Source organism: Streptomyces sp. SID11385 (genome assembly GCF_010548245.1).
In the GTDB taxonomy this organism is placed as follows: Bacteria; Actinomycetota; Actinomycetes; order Streptomycetales; family Streptomycetaceae; genus Streptomyces.
The window spans coordinates 1-17870 of record NZ_JAAGLR010000654.1 but is presented as its reverse complement, the minus strand read 5'-3'; the positions used below and the strand labels follow the sequence as shown (position 1 = coordinate 17870).

Below are 17870 nucleotides of genomic sequence, written 5' to 3'. Positions count from 1 at the left end.
CTTCGGCACCCCCCGCGACGGTCCCGCCCCCACCGCGCGAACGCCCTGGCGTCCACGGCGCGCACGTGCCGCCGCCCACGCCGGGGTGGGGCCCGGGCGCGCCTCCCGGAGCGGGTGTCGCGGAGAGGCCCCCGGGGGCGGACTTCCTCGACTGGCTCCGTACGCCGCGTCCGCCGGCCCTCCCCGGCATCTGGCGCTTCGGCCACCGTCCGCGGCCGGAGACCGAACCGGAGCGGACTCCCGGGCGCCAACTCGTCAGCGGGGCGTTGATCGCCTTGCTGGTGGGGTGGCTGTTCTGGTCGTTGTTGTACAACGGATATCTGTGGGGCAACTGGTGGCAGGCGCCGCTGACGGTGCTCATCAAGACGACGCCCCTCGATTCGCAATCGACCGGCGCCGCCTACGTCTCGTGGGCCTACATCGTCCTCGTCGCCGCCTTGGTCACGGTGATGGTCGCCAGGCTCGGCCGCTGGCCCGAACTGTGGCGCCGCTACTCCCCTTGGTCCCGGACCCGGCGCGAAGCCGACAGCGCCGCGCCCCCGCCTCCCACGCTCACGCCCCAGGAGGACCCTGCCCAGTGGCCCGAACTGCGCGCGGCCGGTGAGCACGCGGTGGCCGACAGGCTCGCGGACGAGGCGTACGCGGGCAGGCTGCGCGACGTGGACCACGCGCGGCTCGTACGTGCCTGGCGCTCCGTGCAGTCCGGACGCCTGCCCGTCGAGACGTTCCGGCGCGACGTCCTGCGCGACGGCGCCGCGGCGTTCCCGCACCCCTCGGGCCGGCGCGATCTTCCCGCGCGCTCCGTGCCGCACGACCTCGCCTCGGGCCAGGTCCGCCTCGGCACGACCCTGGACGACGCGCGCAACTCTTACGCGTACCGCACCGCCGGGTTCGCGCTCGGCTCGGAACTCCTCGCGACGTCCCTCGTCGCCGTTGGCCCCGCGGGCTCCGGCAAGACCGGCGCGCTCGTCCGCCCCGTCGCCGAGGCGCTGTGCCTGCAGGCGCTGGCGGGCCGTGCCGCGGTCGTCGTGGTGGGGGCGGAGGGCGCGGGGCTCGGACCGGTCGACAACTACGACATCGTCATCCGCCTCGGCCACCCGGACTCCGTCTACGACCTCGACCTCTACGGCGGCACCCACGACGCGGAGGAAGCCGCGACGTTCCTCGCCGAAGCGCTGGTCGGAGACCTCCCCCAGGCGTCCAGCTCGGGCCGCCGTCCCAGCACCGTCCTGGCCCAGGTGCTGGGTCCCTTCCGCGCCGTCCACGGCCGGTTCCCGTCCGTACCGGAACTGCGCCTCCTCCTCGACGGTTCCCCGAAGCACCTCGCCGCGCTACGGGCCGCTCTCGACGCGGCGGGCCACAGCGCCCTCCTGCGCGACGTGGAGTCGCGCGAGCGCCAGGCCGGCCAGCCCGGCGACGCCGCGCCGCTGCTCGTCGACCGCCTCGCGCTGCTCGACCGTCCCGCCTTCGCCGACTTCTTCGACACGTCGGGCGAGGGCGCGCCGTTCTCCTTCCGCGCGCTGGACCATCCGGTCCGCGTGCGCATCGAGCTTCCGGCCCGCAGCCACCCCGACGCCGCGCGCGTTCTGGCGCGGCTCGTGCTCGCCCAGTTCACGGCGAGTGTGCTGGTACGCCGCGACGTCTCCCTCTTCGCGTGCCTCGCGCTGGACGACGCGGCCGGCGTCGTGACGGCCGCGTCCGTACGCGGCATCCAGTCGCTTCGTTCCGCCCACGCGGGCGTGCTCCTCGCGCTGCGCACGCTCGACGACGTGCCGCAGGAGCTGCGCGGTCCGCTCCTCGGCGCCGCCGGGTGCCGCATGGCGCTCTCGGGAGTCGCGCCCAGGGACGGGCAGGACTTCGCCGCGGCGTGGGGCACCGAGTGGCGCGAGATCCGCGACGTCACGGACCGGCAGATCGTCGCCGACGAACCCCTCACGAAGGTCAGCCACTTCTTGCGCAAGGCCATCACCGGCAAGGCGCCGACCGCGCAGTCCGTCACCGTGCGGCAGGTGGAGCGCGAGCGCTGGTCGGCGTCGGAACTCGCCCACGCTCTGCCTCCGGGGCACGCGGTCGTCTCCCTCACGACGGTACGCGGTGAGCACGCGCCGCCCCTCCTGGTCGACCTTCGCCACTGACGCCGCGCGAGGGGCGGGGCGGCGGGCCGAGTCCGGAGGGCTTGACGCGACGTTCGACGCGGCACGCGACGTTCGACGCGGCGCGAGGTACGCCCCGCCGCGCGACGTCGTGTACGCGACCACGCGACGTGACCCGCACGCGACGTACGACGTACCGTCGCGACGTCCCGCCGCGTGCCCATGCGCCGTGCCGGTGGCACCCCGCCTCGGACGCCGCGCCGTCGACGCATGCCGCAGCGGCCCGTCGCGTCACCCCACCCCGCCCCAGCGCTCCCACGCCCCCGTCCCCTCCCCCCACCCATACAGTGAGGCAGACTTGGAAGTGTCGCTCGTACGCGACGGCCAAGAACCCAGCAGCACGTTCGTGCGCGCCCCCGCGCGACGCCCGGAAGGTCTCATGCCGCCCACGCTCGCCTCACTCGTCCACCACTCCGCGCTCAAGCTCAGCGTGCTGGCCGGAGCGGACCGCCTGGACACCCCCGTCCGCTGGGCGCATGTGAGCGAGCTGATCGATCCGGTGCCGTACATGAACGGGGGAGAGCTGCTTCTGACCACAGCGCTCACCCTCGACGCCGAGAACCCCGAGGAGGTCCGCCCCTACGTCCGGCGCCTGGCGCGCGCGGGCGTCGCGGGGCTCGGCTTCGGCAGGGGCGTGAACTACGACGAGGTGCCCGCCGCGCTCGTGGCGGCGGCCGAGGCGGAGTCGCTGCCGCTGCTCGAAGTGCCGCGACGCACCCCCTTCCTGGCCATCACGAAGGCGGTGTCGGCGGCGATCGCGGCCGAGCAGTACCGCGCCGTCACCGCGGGCTTCGCCGCGCAGCGCGAACTCACCCGACAGGCACTCGGCGAGGGCCCCGAGGGCCTGATCGGCGCGCTCGCCGCGCAGCTCAACGGCTGGGCCGCCGTCTACGACGCGTCCGGCGCCGTCGTCGCCGCCGCGCCGGAGTGGGCCGCGCGACGTGCCGCCCGCCTCACGCCCGACGTACGCCGCCTGCGCGATCGCCCCGCACCGGCGAGCGCGGTCGTGGCCGCCGCGGAGGACCGGGTCGAACTGCACTCCCTCGGCGCGGCCCGCCACCCCCGCGCGGCCCTCGCCGTCGGCACCGAGGGCACGCTCGGCACGGCGGAGCGCTACTCGGTGCACGCCGCGATCTCCCTGCTCACCCTCACCATGGAGCGCTCCCGCGCCTTTCGGGCCGCCGAGCAGCGCATCGGCGCCGCCGTACTCGGCATGCTCCTCGCCGGTGAGTCCGGCCATGCGCGCGCCGCGGCCGGGGACCTGTACGGCGCGCTGCTCGACGCGCCGTTCCGCCTCGTCATCGTCGCCGCGACGTCGCCCACCTCGCGGCCGCACGCGACGTCGCCCGCGACTGCCGCCGAGACGGGCTCCGCCCTCGCCGAAGGCGTCACAACGCCCGAACCCGCGGCGGACCCCTGCGCGGTCATGGTGGAGCTCGTTGAAACCGCCGCGGCTCGGGCCGGTGAACCCGTACTCGTCGTACGCGAGAGCGACCGCCTCGTCCTCCTCGCCGTCGACCAGGGCGCCGTCGCCGACGCCTGCGCGACGTACGCCGCGGAAGCGGATCGCGCCCGCGACGCCGGGGCGACGCCGGCGCCCGCCCCCGACAGCGCTCTCGTCATCGGCCTCTCCGCGCCCTCGGGCCCCGTGGCCGCCGCGACCGCGTACAAGCAGGCCGAACAGGCCCTCTCCGTGGCGCGACGTCGCGGCCGGACGCTGGTCGAGCACGAAGACGTCGCGGCGGGTTCCGTGCTTCCGCTGCTCGCCGACGACGCGGTACGCGCCTTCGCGGACGGCCTCCTGCGCGCGCTCCACGACCACGACGCGACGGGGCGCGGCAATCTCGTCGCCTCCCTGCGCGCCTGGCTCGCCCATCACGGCCAGTGGGACGCCGCAGCGGCCGAGCTGGGCGTCCATCGCCACACCCTCCGCTACCGCATGCGCCGCGTCGAGGAGATCCTCGGACGCTCCCTCGACGACCCCGACGTACGGATGGAACTCTGGCTCGCGCTCAAGGCGACCACCACGCCGGGCGGCCCCGCCTGACGGGACGCGGCGGTGCGTCGCGGGGCGGCGTCGGCGGTACGTCGCGCGCGCGGCGCGAGCGGTACGTGGCGGGGCGACGTCGCGTCCTACGCCGCGTGAATCCGGCCACGTACCGCGGCGTCCCGTACGCGACGTGCACACGCGACGTCGCGCGGCGTACGACGCGTCCGACGCCGCGCCGTGCACCCTCACGTCGCGTCCGCTACGCCTCGTCCCCATGCCTCGCGCGCGACGTCCCGCCCGGTGGCTCCGCCCGACGCCCCCCGTACGGCTATCGCCAATACGGCGCGTCCCGCTGTCCGGCCGCTACGCGACGGACAAACGACGCGGCGCGACGCGGCCCTTACGGTGGCCCTGCTGAGGCGTACCGCCTCGCGCGACGCCGCGCCACGCGACGTACGCACGCCACCACTGCACTGCGGAAGGGCCGGGACTCGCGATGACTTCCACCCATGCCTTCTGGCTCGCCGGCCGCCAGGCCACGGGCGAGACCACGTTCGACGTCACCTCGCCGTGGGACGGCAGCCTCGTCGGGAAGGTCGGCATTCCCACCGAGGCGCAGGTCGAGGAGGCGGTCGCCGCCGCGTACGCGGTGCGTGAGGAGTTCGCCGCGAGCCCCGCGCACGTACGCGCGGCCGCGCTCGACCATGTCGCGAAGCGGCTCGCCGAGCGCACCGAGGAGATCGCGCGGCTGATCTCCGCCGAGAACGGCAAGCCCGTCAAGTGGGCGCGCGGCGAGGTCGGCCGCGCCGTCTCGGTCTTCCGCTTCGCGAGCGAGGAGGCACGGCGCTTCAACGGTGGTGAGGGGCTCCGGCTCGACACCGACGCGGGCGGGGAGGGGCGTATCGGCCTCACGCGGCGTTTCCCGCGCGGCGTCGTCCTCGGCATCGCGCCGTTCAACTTCCCGCTCAACCTGTGCGCCCACAAGGTCGCCCCGGCCCTCGCGGCCGGCGTGCCGATCATCCTCAAGCCGGCGCCCGCGACGCCCCTCTCCGCACTCGTGCTCGGCGAGATCCTCGCCGAGACGACACTGCCCGCCGGTAGCTGGTCCGTCCTGACCGTCGAGAACGACCGCATGCCCGCCCTCGTCCAGGACGAGCGGCTGCCGGTGATCTCGTTCACGGGCTCGGAGAAGGTCGGCTACGCGATCATGGAATCGGTCCCGCGCAAGCACTGCACCCTGGAACTCGGCGGCAACGGCGCGGCCGTCGTCCTCGCGGACTACGCCTCGGACGCCGACCTCGACTGGGCCGCGAGCCGCATCGCGACGTTCTCGAACTACCAGGGCGGCCAGTCCTGCATCTCGGTCCAGCGCGTCATCGCCGATGCCGCCGTCTACGACCGCCTCGCCGAACGCGTCGTCAAGGCCGTCGAGGCCCAGGTGACGGGCGACCCCTCCGACCCGGCGACGGAGGTCGGCCCGCTCGTCAGCGAGGACGCCGCGCGGCGCGTCGAGTCCTGGGTCGACGAGGCCGTCACCGCCGGAGCGACGCTTCTGACCGGCGGTGAGCGCGACGGCGCGACGTACGCCCCCACCGTCCTCACGGACCTTCCCACCGACACGACCCTCGCGCGGGAGGAGGTCTTCGGTCCCGTGCTGTCCCTGATCAAGGTGAACGGCGAGGACGAGGCGTACGCCGCGGTCAACGACTCGAAGTACGGGCTCCATGCCGGCGTCTTCACGCACGACGTGCAGGCGGCGTTCCGCGCCCACCGCGCGCTGGAGGTCGGCGGTGTGATCATCGGCGACGCGCCCTCGTACCGCGCCGACCAGATGCCGTACGGCGGCGCCAAGCTCTCCGGCGTCGGGCGCGAGGGCGTCCGCTCGGCGATGGAGGACTACACCTACGAGCGGATCATGGTCTTCACCGGCGTCCAGCTCTGAACCGCCGGGGCAGTACGCCCCGGTACCTCGACCCGCGAGGACGCGGCGCCCACGCGACCGACCACGGCGCGGCGGGCGTCGCGTCGTGAGCGGGGCGCGGGACGACGTCGCGTACGCAGCGCACGCGACGACGCGACGTGGCACATGCCACGTCGCGTGTGAGCTGGGAAAACGACGCGACGTCGCGTCGGCCCCGCGCGCCGGCTAAACCCTTTGACCAGGCCCCCGCCGCGCGTCATGGTCACCCCTATGAGCAACGCACCGACACCACATCCCGCCCCCTCTCCCGCCGAGCCTTCCCCCTCGGACGAGGAACTCCGCCGCACCCTTCTCGCCGCCTACGACGCGCAGCTGCGCGGCGAGAACGAGTTCGCCGACCCGCGCGCACGCGTCGAGCACGACGGGCCACTCGTGCGCTTCACCGGCGTCGAAACCGGCTACATCACCGGGCCGAGGGATCTCGGCGTGGAGGGCGACGCCCTGGACGCGCTGATCGCCAGGCAACGCGACAGGTATGCCGAGTTGGGCATCGAGACCGAGTGGAAGACGCGCGGGCACGACGCCCAGAAGGACCTGCCGGAGCGGCTCCGCGCGGCGGGCTTCGTCCCCGAAGAGCCCGAAACCGTCTTCGTCGGCCGCACGGAGGACCTCGCCCGGCTCGAACCCCGCTTGCCGGACGGCCTCAGGATGCGCAGCGCGACGTCGCTCACCGACCTCCGCGGCATCGACGCCATGAACGAGCAGGTCTGGGGCGAGTCCCGACCCCGCGCCGACGAACTCCACCGCATCCTGACCACGTCGCCCGAGAACATGACTGTCCTCCTCGTCGAGCCCGACCCTGAAGCCGCGCCCGCGACCACGCCGCGTACGACGCGTTCCTACGCAGCCGACGCCGCGCCCCGAGACGCCGCGCCCCACGCCGTCGCGCAGGACGCCGCCTCCGCGCCACACGTCGCGCAGAACTCCGCCTCCGCCCCGTACGACGCGAAGCGCGACGCCCGTCCCCACGTCGCGCAGGACGCCGCCCCCGCGACCCCCGGCTCCGCCTCGCCCGCCCCCACGCCGCCCCCCACCCCGCTCCACGCCTCCCGCATCGAGTTCGTCCCCGGCACCGACTTCGCCGGGCTCTGGGGCGGCTCCACGCTCGCCGCGTGGCGCGGGCGCGGTCTGTACCGCGCGACGGTCGCGACACGTGCCCGGATCGCCGCCGCGCGCGGCGTCCGGTACCTCCAGGTGGACGCGAGTGCCGACAGCGCACCCATCCTGCGCCGCCTCGGCTTCCTGGAGCTCACGACCACGACGCCCTACATCTGGACGCCGCCCGCCGGGTGACTTCCGGGACTCGCTGTCCTCTCGCACAGGTCTTATGGCGAGAATGGGGGGATGACCGACAGTCCTGCTCCACTCGCCGACCCCCACCTCCGCTACGACGCCACGCCGGGACGCCGCGACATCGTCGTGCTCGGCTCCACGGGCTCCATCGGTACGCAGGCCGTGGACCTCGTCCTGCGCAACCCGGACCGCTTCCGGGTCACCGCGCTCTCCGCGGCGGGCGGCAGGGTCGGCCTGCTCGCCGAGCAGGCGTACCGCCTGCGCGTGGACCACGTCGCGGTGGCGCGCGAAGACGTCGTACCGCAACTGCGCGAGGCGCTCTCCGCGCAGTACGGCGCGGAGCCGCTGCCCGAGATCCTCGCGGGCCCCGACGCCGCGACGCACCTCGCGGCGTCGCCCTGCCACACCGTCCTCAACGGCATCACCGGCTCCATCGGCCTCGCCCCCACCCTCGCGGCGCTGAAGGCCGGACGCACCCTCGCGCTCGCCAACAAGGAGTCGCTCATCGTCGGCGGCCCGCTCGTCAAGGCCCTCGCGGCGCCGGGCCAGATCATCCCCGTCGACTCCGAGCACGCCGCGCTCTTCCAGGCGCTCGCCGCCGGCACGCGCGCCGAGGTGCGCAAGCTCGTCGTCACGGCCTCGGGAGGCCCCTTCCGGGGCCGTACGAGGGCCGAACTGGCCACCGTCACCCCGCAGGACGCGCTCGCGCACCCCACGTGGTCCATGGGCCCGGTCATCACCGTCAACTCCGCGACGCTCGTCAACAAGGGCCTGGAGGTCATCGAGGCGCACCTCCTCTACGACATCCCCTTCGACCGCATCGAGGTCGTCGTGCACCCGCAGTCCTACGTGCACTCGATGGTCGAGTTCGTGGACGGATCGACGCTCGCCCAGGCCACGCCGCCCGACATGCGCGGCCCCATCGCGATCGGCCTCGGCTGGCCCGAGCGCGTGCCCGACGCCGCGCGCGGATTCGACTGGAGCACCGCGTCGTCCTGGGAGTTCTTCCCGCTCGACGACGACGCGTTCCCCTCCGTCGGACTCGCCCGGCACGTGGGGCGGCTCGCGGGGACGGCGCCGGCGGTGTTCAATGCCGCCAACGAGGAATGTGTGGACGCCTTTCTCAAGGGCGCCCTCGCCTTCAACGCGATCATGGACACGGTGACCGCCGTGGTGGCCGAGCACGGCACGCCCGCGGCGGGAACCGCCCTGACGCTTGAGGACGTTCTCGACGTGGAGACCTGGGCACGGGCCCGGGCACGCGAACTTGCTGCGAAGGCGACAGTGGAGGCCACTGCGTGACCGTATTGATGACGATCCTCGGCATAGTCGTCTTCGTGATCGGGCTGCTGTTCTCGATCGCCTGGCACGAGCTGGGGCACCTTTCCACCGCGAAGCTCTTCGGCATCCGCGTGCCGCAGTACATGGTCGGCTTCGGGCCGACGCTCTTCTCGCGCAAGAAGGGCGACACCGAGTACGGCGTCAAGGCCGTGCCGCTCGGCGGCTACATCCGCATGATCGGGATGTTCCCGCCGGGCCCCGACGGACGCATCGAGGCACGTTCCACGTCGCCTTGGCGCGGCATGATCGAGGACGCCCGCTCCGCCGCGTACGAGGAACTCGAACCCGGCGACGAGACGCGCATGTTCTACACGCGCAAGCCGTGGAAGCGCGTCATCGTGATGTTCGCGGGCCCCTTCATGAACCTGGTGCTCGCCGTCGCGATCTTCTTCGGCGTCATGATGACCTTCGGCCTGAACACGCAGACCACCACGGTCAGCACGGTCTCCGACTGCGTCATCAACCAGAGCGAGAACCGCGACACCTGCGCCAAGAGCGACGCCCCCGCGCCCGCCAAGGCCGCGGGCCTCAAGCCGGGCGACAAGATCGTCGCGTACAACGGGCAGTCCGTCGACGACTACAGCGTCCTCCAGTCCCGCATCCGCGCCTCGCACGGCGCGGCGACGATCACGGTCGAACGCGACGGCACGCGCCGTACGCTCCACGCCGACGTCATAGAGAACCAGGTCGCCAAGACGGACGGCGACGGCGGCGTCGTCGACGGCGAGTACGTCACCGCGGGCTTCCTCGGCTTCACGCCGGCCTCGGGCATCGTCAAGCAGTCCTTCGGGCAGTCCGTCGACCAGATGGGCACCATGATGGAGAACGGCGTCCAGTCGATGCTGGCGCTGCCCTCCAAGATCCCCGACCTGTGGAACGCGGCGTTCGACGGCGGGGAGCGCAAGCAGGACTCGCCCATGGGCGTCCTCGGCGCGGCGCGGGTGGGTGGCGAGGTCTTCACCCTCGACATCCCGCCGGAGAACCAGATCGCGATGATGCTGTTCCTCGTCGCGGGCTTCAACCTCTCCCTGTTCCTCTTCAACATGCTGCCCCTGCTGCCCCTCGACGGCGGCCACATCGCGGGCGCGCTCTGGGAAGCGGTCCGCCGCCACACGGCCCGCGTCTTCCGCCGCCCCGACCCGGGCCCCTTCGACGTCGCGAAGCTGATGCCGGTGGCGTACGTCGTGGCGGGCATCTTCGTGTGCTTCACGCTGCTCGTGTTCATCGCCGACCTGGTGAACCCGGTCAAGATCACTTGAGACGGCGCGGCGCACGTCGCGCTACGCGGACTCGACCCGCGGCAGGGTGGGGGCGTGGCGATGCGTCGCGAGGGGGGCGGGGTGCGTCGCGACGGAGCGTGGGGCCGGGTGCGACGCCGCGCGCATCGTGCCTGGTCACACGCGACGTGGCATATGCGACGTCGCGTCGTGATGTACGGGTCGCCGCTCCGCGTACGGCGCGACGTGCCCACGCCGCGTGCTGGGCTCCGCGGCACCCGTCGTACGCCGCCTCGTGCGCTCCGTGCGGCGCGACGTACGGCGCGCGACGTAGCGCCGCGTACGGCAGCGCGCGACGACGTCAGGACGCGACGTACCACCACGCGACGTCGCGCCGTACGCGGCCAGGACGAGGCGGTACGCGACGTACCGCCGTGGGCCGCGCGGCGCCGGGCAGGTGGCGCACGACCGACGAACAGGTGACCCGTTGCGGGTCCGTGTTCCCTCGATCCGGTAGTGACGTAATCTCGGGTGACGGAGCCCGAGGATTCCGGGACCGATATCCACACGTTGGGGTTGCACTGCAGATGACTGCGATTTCACTGGGAATGCCGTCCGTTCCTACCCAGCTCGCCGAGCGCAGGAAGAGCCGGCAGATCCAGGTCGGGAGCGTCCCCGTCGGCGGTGGCGCCCCCGTGTCCGTCCAGTCGATGACCACCACACGTACCTCCGACATCGGCGCGACGCTCCAGCAGATCGCCGAGCTGACGGCCTCCGGCTGCCAGATCGTGCGCGTCGCGTGCCCGACGCAGGACGACGCCGACGCGCTGCCCGTCATCGCGCGCAAGTCGCAGATCCCCGTCATCGCGGACATCCACTTCCAGCCGAAGTACGTCTTCGCCGCCATCGACGCCGGCTGCGCGGCGGTCCGTGTGAACCCGGGCAACATCAAGCAGTTCGACGACAAGGTCAAGGAGATCGCCCAGGCCGCGGGCGACGCGGGTGTGCCGATCCGTATCGGCGTCAACGCCGGTTCGCTCGACAGGCGGCTGCTCGAGAAGTACGGCAAGGCCACGCCCGAGGCGCTCGTCGAGTCCGCCCTGTGGGAGGCGTCGCTCTTCGAGGAGCACGGGTTCCGCGACATCAAGATCTCGGTCAAGCACAACGACCCCGTCGTCATGGTCAACGCCTACCGCCAGCTCGCGCAGGCGTGCGACTACCCCCTTCACCTCGGCGTCACCGAGGCCGGACCTGCCTTCCAGGGCACCATCAAGTCCGCCGTCGCCTTCGGCGCGCTGCTGGCCGAGGGCATCGGCGACACGATCCGCGTCTCCCTCTCGGCGCCGCCCGCCGAGGAGGTCAAGGTCGGCCTCCAGATCCTGGAGTCCCTCAACCTCAAGCCGCGCCGCCTGGAGATCGTCTCCTGCCCCTCCTGCGGGCGCGCCCAGGTCGACGTCTACAAGCTCGCCAACGAGGTCACCGCCGGGCTCGACGGCATGCAGGTCCCGCTGCGCGTCGCGGTCATGGGCTGCGTCGTCAACGGGCCGGGCGAGGCCCGCGAGGCCGACCTCGGCGTCGCCTCCGGCAACGGCAAGGGACAGATCTTCGTCAAGGGCGAGGTCATCAAGACCGTGCCCGAGTCCAAGATCGTGGAGACCCTCATCGACGAGGCGCAGAAGATCGCCGCCCAGATGGAGGCCGACGGCATCACCTCGGGCGAGCCCGAGGTCTCGATCAGCTGAACCACACCACCGACGGCCCGGGGACGCTGACGTCTCCGGGCCGTTCGTGGGCGTGGGGCGGCGGTTCGGTGCGACGTTGCGACGCGGCGGCGGTGCGCGAGGCGACGCCGCGACGGTGCGACGGCGCGCGTGCAAGGACGGCGCGTCAGGGACATCGCCCCGAGTGACATCGTGCCTGGTCACACGCGACGTCGTATATGCCACGTCGCGCGACGGTACGAGGACCAGGCGCGTGGCGCGCGGCGCATGGTCCCCTGCCGGGGCTGCGTCGCACGCGTCACGGGCATGTGCGGCGTCGCGTGCAGCCGTGCGCCGCTCCGCTCCGCCCCCGCGCGCGGTGGGCCGCTCGGCCCGGTGCCACCGTCCCCGGAGCACGTCGCCCCCGCGCCGGGTACAGTGCCAAAACCAGTAGCCCGTACGGTGAGGCGCTTCGAACGTGTTGACTCAGACCACCACCAGGGTCCTCGGTCCCGAAGACCTGGACGCCGCGTTGGCAGTCCTGCATCAGGACCCGGTGGCGAACGCCTTCGTCACCTCTCGCGTCCAGGTGGCCGGTCTCGACCCCTGGCGGCTCGGTGGCGAGATGTGGGGCTGGTACCAGCGCGGGCACCTCACCTCGCTGTGCTACGCGGGCGCGAACCTCGTCCCCATCTGCGCGACGCCCGACGCCGTACGCGCCTTCGCGGAACGGGCCCGTCGCGCGGGCCGGCGCTGCTCGTCGATCGTCGGCCCGGCCGAACCCACCCGTCTGCTCTGGTCCCTGCTCGAACCGTACTGGGGCCCCGCCCGCGAGGTCCGTGCCTGCCAGCCGCTCATGACCACGGACCAGCCCTCCGAGGTGCTTCCCGACCCGCTTGTGCGCCGCGTGCGCCGCGACGAGGTCGAGACGCTGATGCCCGCCTGCGTCGCGATGTTCACCGAGGAGGTCGGGATCTCCCCGCTCGCCGGGGACGGCGGTCTCCTCTACCAGGCGCGCGTCGCCGAACTGGTCAACGCCGGGCGCTCCTTCGCCCGCATCGACGACGGCAAGGTCGTCTTCAAGGCCGAGATCGGCGCGGCGACCTCCGAGGCGTGTCAGATCCAGGGCGTCTGGGTCGCTCCGGAGTACCGCGGTCGCGGGCTCGCGGCCCCGGGCATGGCAGCGGTCCTCGCGTACGCGCTGCGCGACATAGCCCCGGTGGCGAGCCTGTACGTGAACGACTTCAACACCGCCGCACGCGCGACGTACCGCCGGGTCGGCTTCCAGGAGACGGGCACCTTCGCGAGCATCCTCTTCTGAACGGAGCCCCGACTCCGGACCGGGATCTTGGCCCCGAGTACCCGGAACCCAGGCGCCGGGCCCGCCCCCCCACGACGCGACGTTGCGCACGACCGACGCGACGTTCGCGCAGGTCGCACGCGACGTGTCACGCGACGTGGCGCCGGCCACGCGCTGCCGTCCGCACGCGGCGTGCCAGGCGTCCGCACCCCCCCCGAGAAGTGAGGCAAGACATGACCGACCCCACCGACGGCCCCCGCGAGAACGGCGGCGACGGCGCCCGCGACGTCGCGACGGACCGCGCCGCCTGGGACGACTGGCGCGCGCGACGTCGCGCGGCCCTCACCGCGCCGCAGGGCAATCTCGCCCTCGTCGAGACCCGCTGGGCCCCGCTCGGCGAGCGTCCCGACCTTGAGGCGGCGCGGGCCGAACTGGAGGAGGGGCAGACCCTCACCACCTTGGAGCGCACCGAGCCGGCCAGCGGGCGCCCCGAATTCGGGCTGCGCCGCTGGGACCCGCGCTCGCCCGCCGTGCGTCACTTCGACTCCGTCGCCACGTTCCCGTACCGCCCCGACTGGGTCCTGGAGGCCGAGTACGAGCCGGTGGAAGGCGCCAGGACGGTCCCCTTCGAGCACATCCGCGACAACGGCGGAACGCGCGACCTCGTCGTTCCCGGCGACCTGCGGCTCACTCTCGACGGTGCCGCCTACACCCTCAGCGCCTTCGACGACGACGGCACCCTGCTGCTCGTCTTCGGCGACCCGACGAACGGAAAGAGCACCTACGGCGCGGGCCGCTTCCTCTTCGTGCACCGCGACGAGCGAAACAGCGGGCCGCAGCGTGTCGTGCTCGACTTCAATCGTGCCTTCGTGCCCCCGTGCGGATTCTCTGACCAGTACAACTGCCCCATGCCGCCGCGCCAGAACAGGCTGCGTGTGCCCGTCGAGGCCGGCGAGAAGGTGCCGGTCTTCCGCGACGGGTACGGTGCCCACTGACCATCGGCGCGGCGGGCACTGAGCGTCGGGACGCCGAGCACCCACCGTCGCTACTGCGCGAAACGACCGCCGACGCGCGCACGGCGAGCTACGGGGGGCGCCGCGACGCACAACTCATGCGACGTGTTCCCGAGTTGGCGGCCCCACATTGCGTGAGCAACGGAGCGTCGCGCGCGACGTCGCATATGCCACGATGCCCCATCCGCGCGCGACGTCTCACACGTCACGGGCCTCGGCCCTTGGCGACACCGCCCCCGCATCCCGATCACGTCCCGCCGCGCCAACCGCCCGGTCCCGCTCCGTACCGCCCCGTACGACGTCACGTTCACCCCGCCCCGCCCGTACGACGTCGCCCTGGCCCGCACCCCACCCCCCGCCCCCGCTCCCTCCCGTCCCCCCACCCCAAGAGCCCGGTAGTCTCCCCGCATGTCGAGCAACCCCGGGCACACCCCCAGGACCCCGGACGAGATCACGGTCGGCCCGCTCGATCTGGCCGCCCGCGTCGACGAGGCACTGGCCGTGCAGGCCCTCGCCTTCGGCCTCACCGACGAGGAGATGGACGTACGGCACCACATCGTGCTGCGACACCTCGGCGTTCCCGGCGCCCGGGCGCTCGGTGCCACGACGGCCGAGAACCGCCTCGTCGGTTTCGTCTACGGCCTGCCGAACGACCGCGCCCACTGGTGGTCGACCGTTGTGCAGCCGTACCTGCGCAGACTCGGCAATGACGAGTGGCTCGACGAGTCCTTCGTGATCACCGAATTGCACGTTCATCCGCGCCACCAGAACCGCGGCATCGGCCGCGCCCTCATCACCGGCCTCACCGACGCGGCGTCGCAGCCCCGCTCGATCCTCTCCGCCATCGACCGGGACACTCCCGCGCGCGGCCTCTACGCCTCGCTCGGCTACCGCGACCTGGCGCGGCAGATCGCCTTCCCGGGCGCGCCGTTGCCGTACGCGGTGATGGGCGCGACGTTGCCTCTGCGCGGCCCGCGTCCCCACCGGGCATAACCGATTTCCGCCAGCCCCTGGGCCCCGGCTAACCTCGTAGCCATCACCCTTTCCTCGCAGGAGTTCACCATGGCCCAGGTCCAGCGCATGTCCCGATTGATGGTCAAGACACTGCGTGACGACCCGGCGGACGCCGAGACGCTCAGCCACAAGCTGCTGGTCCGCGCCGGCTACGTGCGTCGTACGGCCGCCGGTATCTGGTCCTGGCTGCCGCTGGGCAAGAAGGTCCTCGACAACATCTCGCAGATCGTCCGCGAGGAGATGGACGCCATCGGCGCCCAGGAGGTGCTGCTGCCCGCGCTCCTCCCGAGGGAGCCCTACGAGGCGTCGGGGCGCTGGGAGGAGTACGGCGACCTGCTGTTCCGGCTCAAGGACCGCAAGGGCGCCGACTATCTGCTCGGTCCCACGCACGAGGAGATCTTCACGCAGGTCGTGAAGGACCAGTGCACCTCGTACAAGGACCTGCCGGTCATGCTCTACCAGGTCCAGACGAAGTACCGCGACGAGGCGCGTCCCCGCTCCGGGGTGCTGCGCGGCCGCGAGTTCGTCATGAAGGACTCGTACTCCTTCGACACGACCGACGAGGGCCTCGCCGAGTCGTACGCGCTGCACCGCGAGGCGTACCGCAAGATTTTCGCGCGTCTCGGCCTCGACTACCGCATCGTCTCCGCCGTCTCGGGCGCCATGGGCGGCTCGGCCTCGGAGGAGTTCCTCGCCCCGGCCGCGGCCGGTGAGGACACCTTCGCCGACTGCCCCAACTGCGGTTTCGCCGCGAACACCGAGGCCGTCACCTTCAAGGGCGCCGCGGTCGACGGTTCCGCCCACGGCCCGGTCGAGGAGCTGGACACCCCCAACACGCCGACGATCGAGGCTCTCGCCGGACACCTCGGCGTCCCGGCGTCGGCGACGCTCAAGAACCTGCTCGTCAAGGTGGACGGCGAGATCGTCGCCGTCGGCGTCCCGGGCGACCGCGAGGTCGACCTCGGCAAGCTCGGCGAGCACCTGGCGCCCGCCGTCGTGGACATCGTCACGGCCGAGGACTTCGAGACGAACCCCGAGCTGGTACGCGGCTACGTCGGCCCCCAGGGCCTGAAGATCCGCTACATCGCCGATCCCCGCGTCGCGCCCGGCACCGCCTGGGTCACGGGTGCCAACAAGCCCGACACCCACGCGCGCAACGTCGTCGCCGGCCGCGACTTCGAGGTCGACGACTACCTCGACGTCGTCGTCGTCGAGGAGGGCGACCCCTGCCCCAACTGCGGCCAGGGCCTCCACCTCGACCGCGCCATCGAAATCGGCCACATCTTCCAGCTCGGCCGCAAGTACGCCGACACCTTCCAGCTCGACGTCCTCGGCCAGAACGGCAAGCCCGTCCGCGTCACGATGGGCTCCTACGGCATCGGCGTCTCGCGCGCCGTCGCCGCCCTCGCCGAGCAGACCGCCGACGACAAGGGCCTGTGCTGGCCCGCCGAGGTCGCGCCCGCCGACGTCCACATCGTCGCCGCGGGCAAGGTCCTCCAGACCGAGCTGGCCCTGGAGATCGCGGACAAGCTCGCCGCCGCGGGCGCTCGTGTCCTCGTCGACGACCGCGCGGGCGTTTCGCCCGGCGTCAAGTTCACCGACGCGGAACTCATCGGCGTCCCGAAGACCGTCATCGCCGGCCGCCGCGCCGCCGAGGGCATCGTCGAGCTCAAGGACCGCCGTACGGGCGAGCGCGAGGAACTCCCGGTCGAGGAAGCCGTCGCCCGTCTGACCGCCTGAGCCGGCCGAAGCTCCCCCGGCACCGCCCCGAAGCGCGGGACGTCACGCGACGTCCCGCGCTTCGGCATGTGGGTGGGGGCGGCGCGGGCGCTCGGGAAGGCGGGGGACGGCGCGGTGTGGGACAGGGCGGCGCTTTCCCCAGGTGCGCGGCGTCGTCCGCCAGGGGTACGCCGCCTCCTCGCGCGTCACGCGACGTCACGCGACGTCACGGCGCATCGTGCCTGGTCGCACGCGACGTGGTGGGCGCGACGTCGCGACGTGCGCGTGGTGCTGGCGCGACGTACGGTGCGCGCGGACGCGACGTAGAGGTGCCCCGTGCGCGACGTGCCGGGCCCCCTTCCGTACGCGACGTCATTCCGTGCAGCCCGACGTCCCGCCCACCACGTCGCGCCTCAGAGCCAGGCCGCGAACTCCAGCAGCGTCTCGCCCTCCTGGCGGCGCCCCGCCGCGAGCGCGGCCACGCCGGCCGCCGTCGCGCGGAAGTGGGACCAGCCCTGGACCCGGTCGCGGTCCAGATCGAGCGCGTCCGCGAGCTTGGCGACGCGACGTCGCGCGGCGCTCGCCCCGCCGTCGCTCGCGACGAGGTCCTCCAGCCGGTCACGCGCCAGGCGGGCGACGTCGTAGGCGCGCTCGCCGATCACGGGCTCGGGGCCGACCGCGAGCCACGGCAGCCGCTCGCCGGCGAGGACCTTCGTCTGCCGGAAGGCGCCGTGCAGCAGCACGCGTTCCGAGTCCGGCCGCGCGGCGTCCCCGAGCAGGTCGCGTCGTACCGCGAGGGCGTTCTCGACGAGGGGCAGGACGAGCGGGCCGGCCGTCTCGCGCATGCGGGCGGCCTGCCGCTCCGTGCGTGCGGCGAGCGTTTCGAACGGCGACTCGTCGGTCACCGGCACCCACAGCCTGCGCACCGTCTCCGCCGCTTCGAGCATCGCCTTCGCCTGCGGCAGGGAACTCAGCGAGATCTCAGGGCGCAGGCGCTCCAAGAGCAGGCCGCGTTCACTCGCGAGCGCCGTTGCCCGCCCCGTCGGGGCGGAGGGCGCCGCGCCGTCCCCCGCGCCCGCCTCCCCACCGGCCTCGGGGCCGGCGAGTAGGCGGCATGCCCCCAGGCCGTCCCACCGCGCGAGCGCCGCC

General features: G+C 73.0%; 12 protein-coding genes. 11 read left to right on the top strand and 1 reads right to left on the bottom strand.

Annotated elements, in window-relative coordinates:
* The first annotated feature begins 188 nt into the window (after positions 1–188).
* From G3I42_RS19870 to G3I42_RS19815, 11 genes are all read left to right on the top strand, one after another.
* Positions 189–2135 (top strand): ATP-binding protein, encoded by a 1947-nt coding sequence (locus G3I42_RS19870; RefSeq protein ID WP_343244595.1) that lies wholly within the window; start codon positions 189–191, stop codon positions 2133–2135.
* Between the two features lie 397 nt (positions 2136–2532).
* Entirely contained in the window at positions 2533–4200 is a 1668-nt protein-coding gene (locus G3I42_RS19865; RefSeq protein ID WP_164287780.1) for a PucR family transcriptional regulator, read from the top strand.
* A gap of 439 nt (positions 4201–4639) precedes the next feature.
* Positions 4640–6085, top strand: coding sequence for an aldehyde dehydrogenase family protein (locus tag G3I42_RS19860; protein ID WP_164287778.1), 1446 nt, complete (start codon positions 4640–4642; stop codon positions 6083–6085).
* A gap of 249 nt (positions 6086–6334) precedes the next feature.
* Entirely contained in the window at positions 6335–7417 is a 1083-nt protein-coding gene (locus G3I42_RS37705; protein ID WP_239096567.1) for an acetyltransferase, read from the top strand.
* Positions 7418–7468: 51 nt separating this feature from the next.
* A complete protein-coding gene (gene dxr, locus G3I42_RS19845; protein ID WP_164287776.1) occupies positions 7469–8719 on the top strand; it encodes a 1-deoxy-D-xylulose-5-phosphate reductoisomerase in 1251 nt (416 codons plus the stop codon).
* The gene (locus G3I42_RS19840; RefSeq protein ID WP_164287774.1) at positions 8716–10017 is read left to right on the top strand and encodes a site-2 protease family protein; all 1302 of its coding nucleotides are present in this window, start codon (positions 8716–8718) and stop codon (positions 10015–10017) included. Before dxr ends, G3I42_RS19840 begins: the two co-directional genes overlap by 4 nt.
* A 545-nt stretch (positions 10018–10562) precedes the next feature.
* Positions 10563–11717, top strand: a complete 1155-nt coding sequence (ispG, locus tag G3I42_RS19835; RefSeq protein WP_164287772.1) for a flavodoxin-dependent (E)-4-hydroxy-3-methylbut-2-enyl-diphosphate synthase — start codon at positions 10563–10565, stop codon at positions 11715–11717.
* A gap of 436 nt (positions 11718–12153) precedes the next feature.
* Positions 12154–12996: a GNAT family N-acetyltransferase gene (locus G3I42_RS19830; RefSeq protein ID WP_164287770.1), complete on the top strand. Its 843-nt coding sequence runs from the start codon at positions 12154–12156 to the stop codon at positions 12994–12996.
* Between the two features lie 212 nt (positions 12997–13208).
* Positions 13209–13970 carry a DUF1684 domain-containing protein gene (locus tag G3I42_RS19825; protein ID WP_164287768.1) on the top strand — a complete coding sequence of 254 codons (762 nt, stop codon included), beginning with the start codon at positions 13209–13211 and terminating at the stop codon, positions 13968–13970.
* 426 nt (positions 13971–14396) lie between these two features.
* The gene (locus G3I42_RS19820; protein ID WP_164287766.1) at positions 14397–14981 is read left to right on the top strand and encodes a GNAT family N-acetyltransferase; all 585 of its coding nucleotides are present in this window, start codon (positions 14397–14399) and stop codon (positions 14979–14981) included.
* A gap of 69 nt (positions 14982–15050) precedes the next feature.
* Entirely contained in the window at positions 15051–16742 is a 1692-nt protein-coding gene (locus G3I42_RS19815) for a proline--tRNA ligase (RefSeq protein ID WP_164287764.1), read from the top strand.
* Positions 16743–17134: 392 nt separating this feature from the next.
* Here the strand turns inward: G3I42_RS19815 and G3I42_RS19810 are convergent.
* A partial coding sequence (locus tag G3I42_RS19810) for an aminoglycoside phosphotransferase family protein (protein WP_164287762.1) occupies positions 17135–17870 on the bottom strand: 736 nt, incomplete at its 5' end.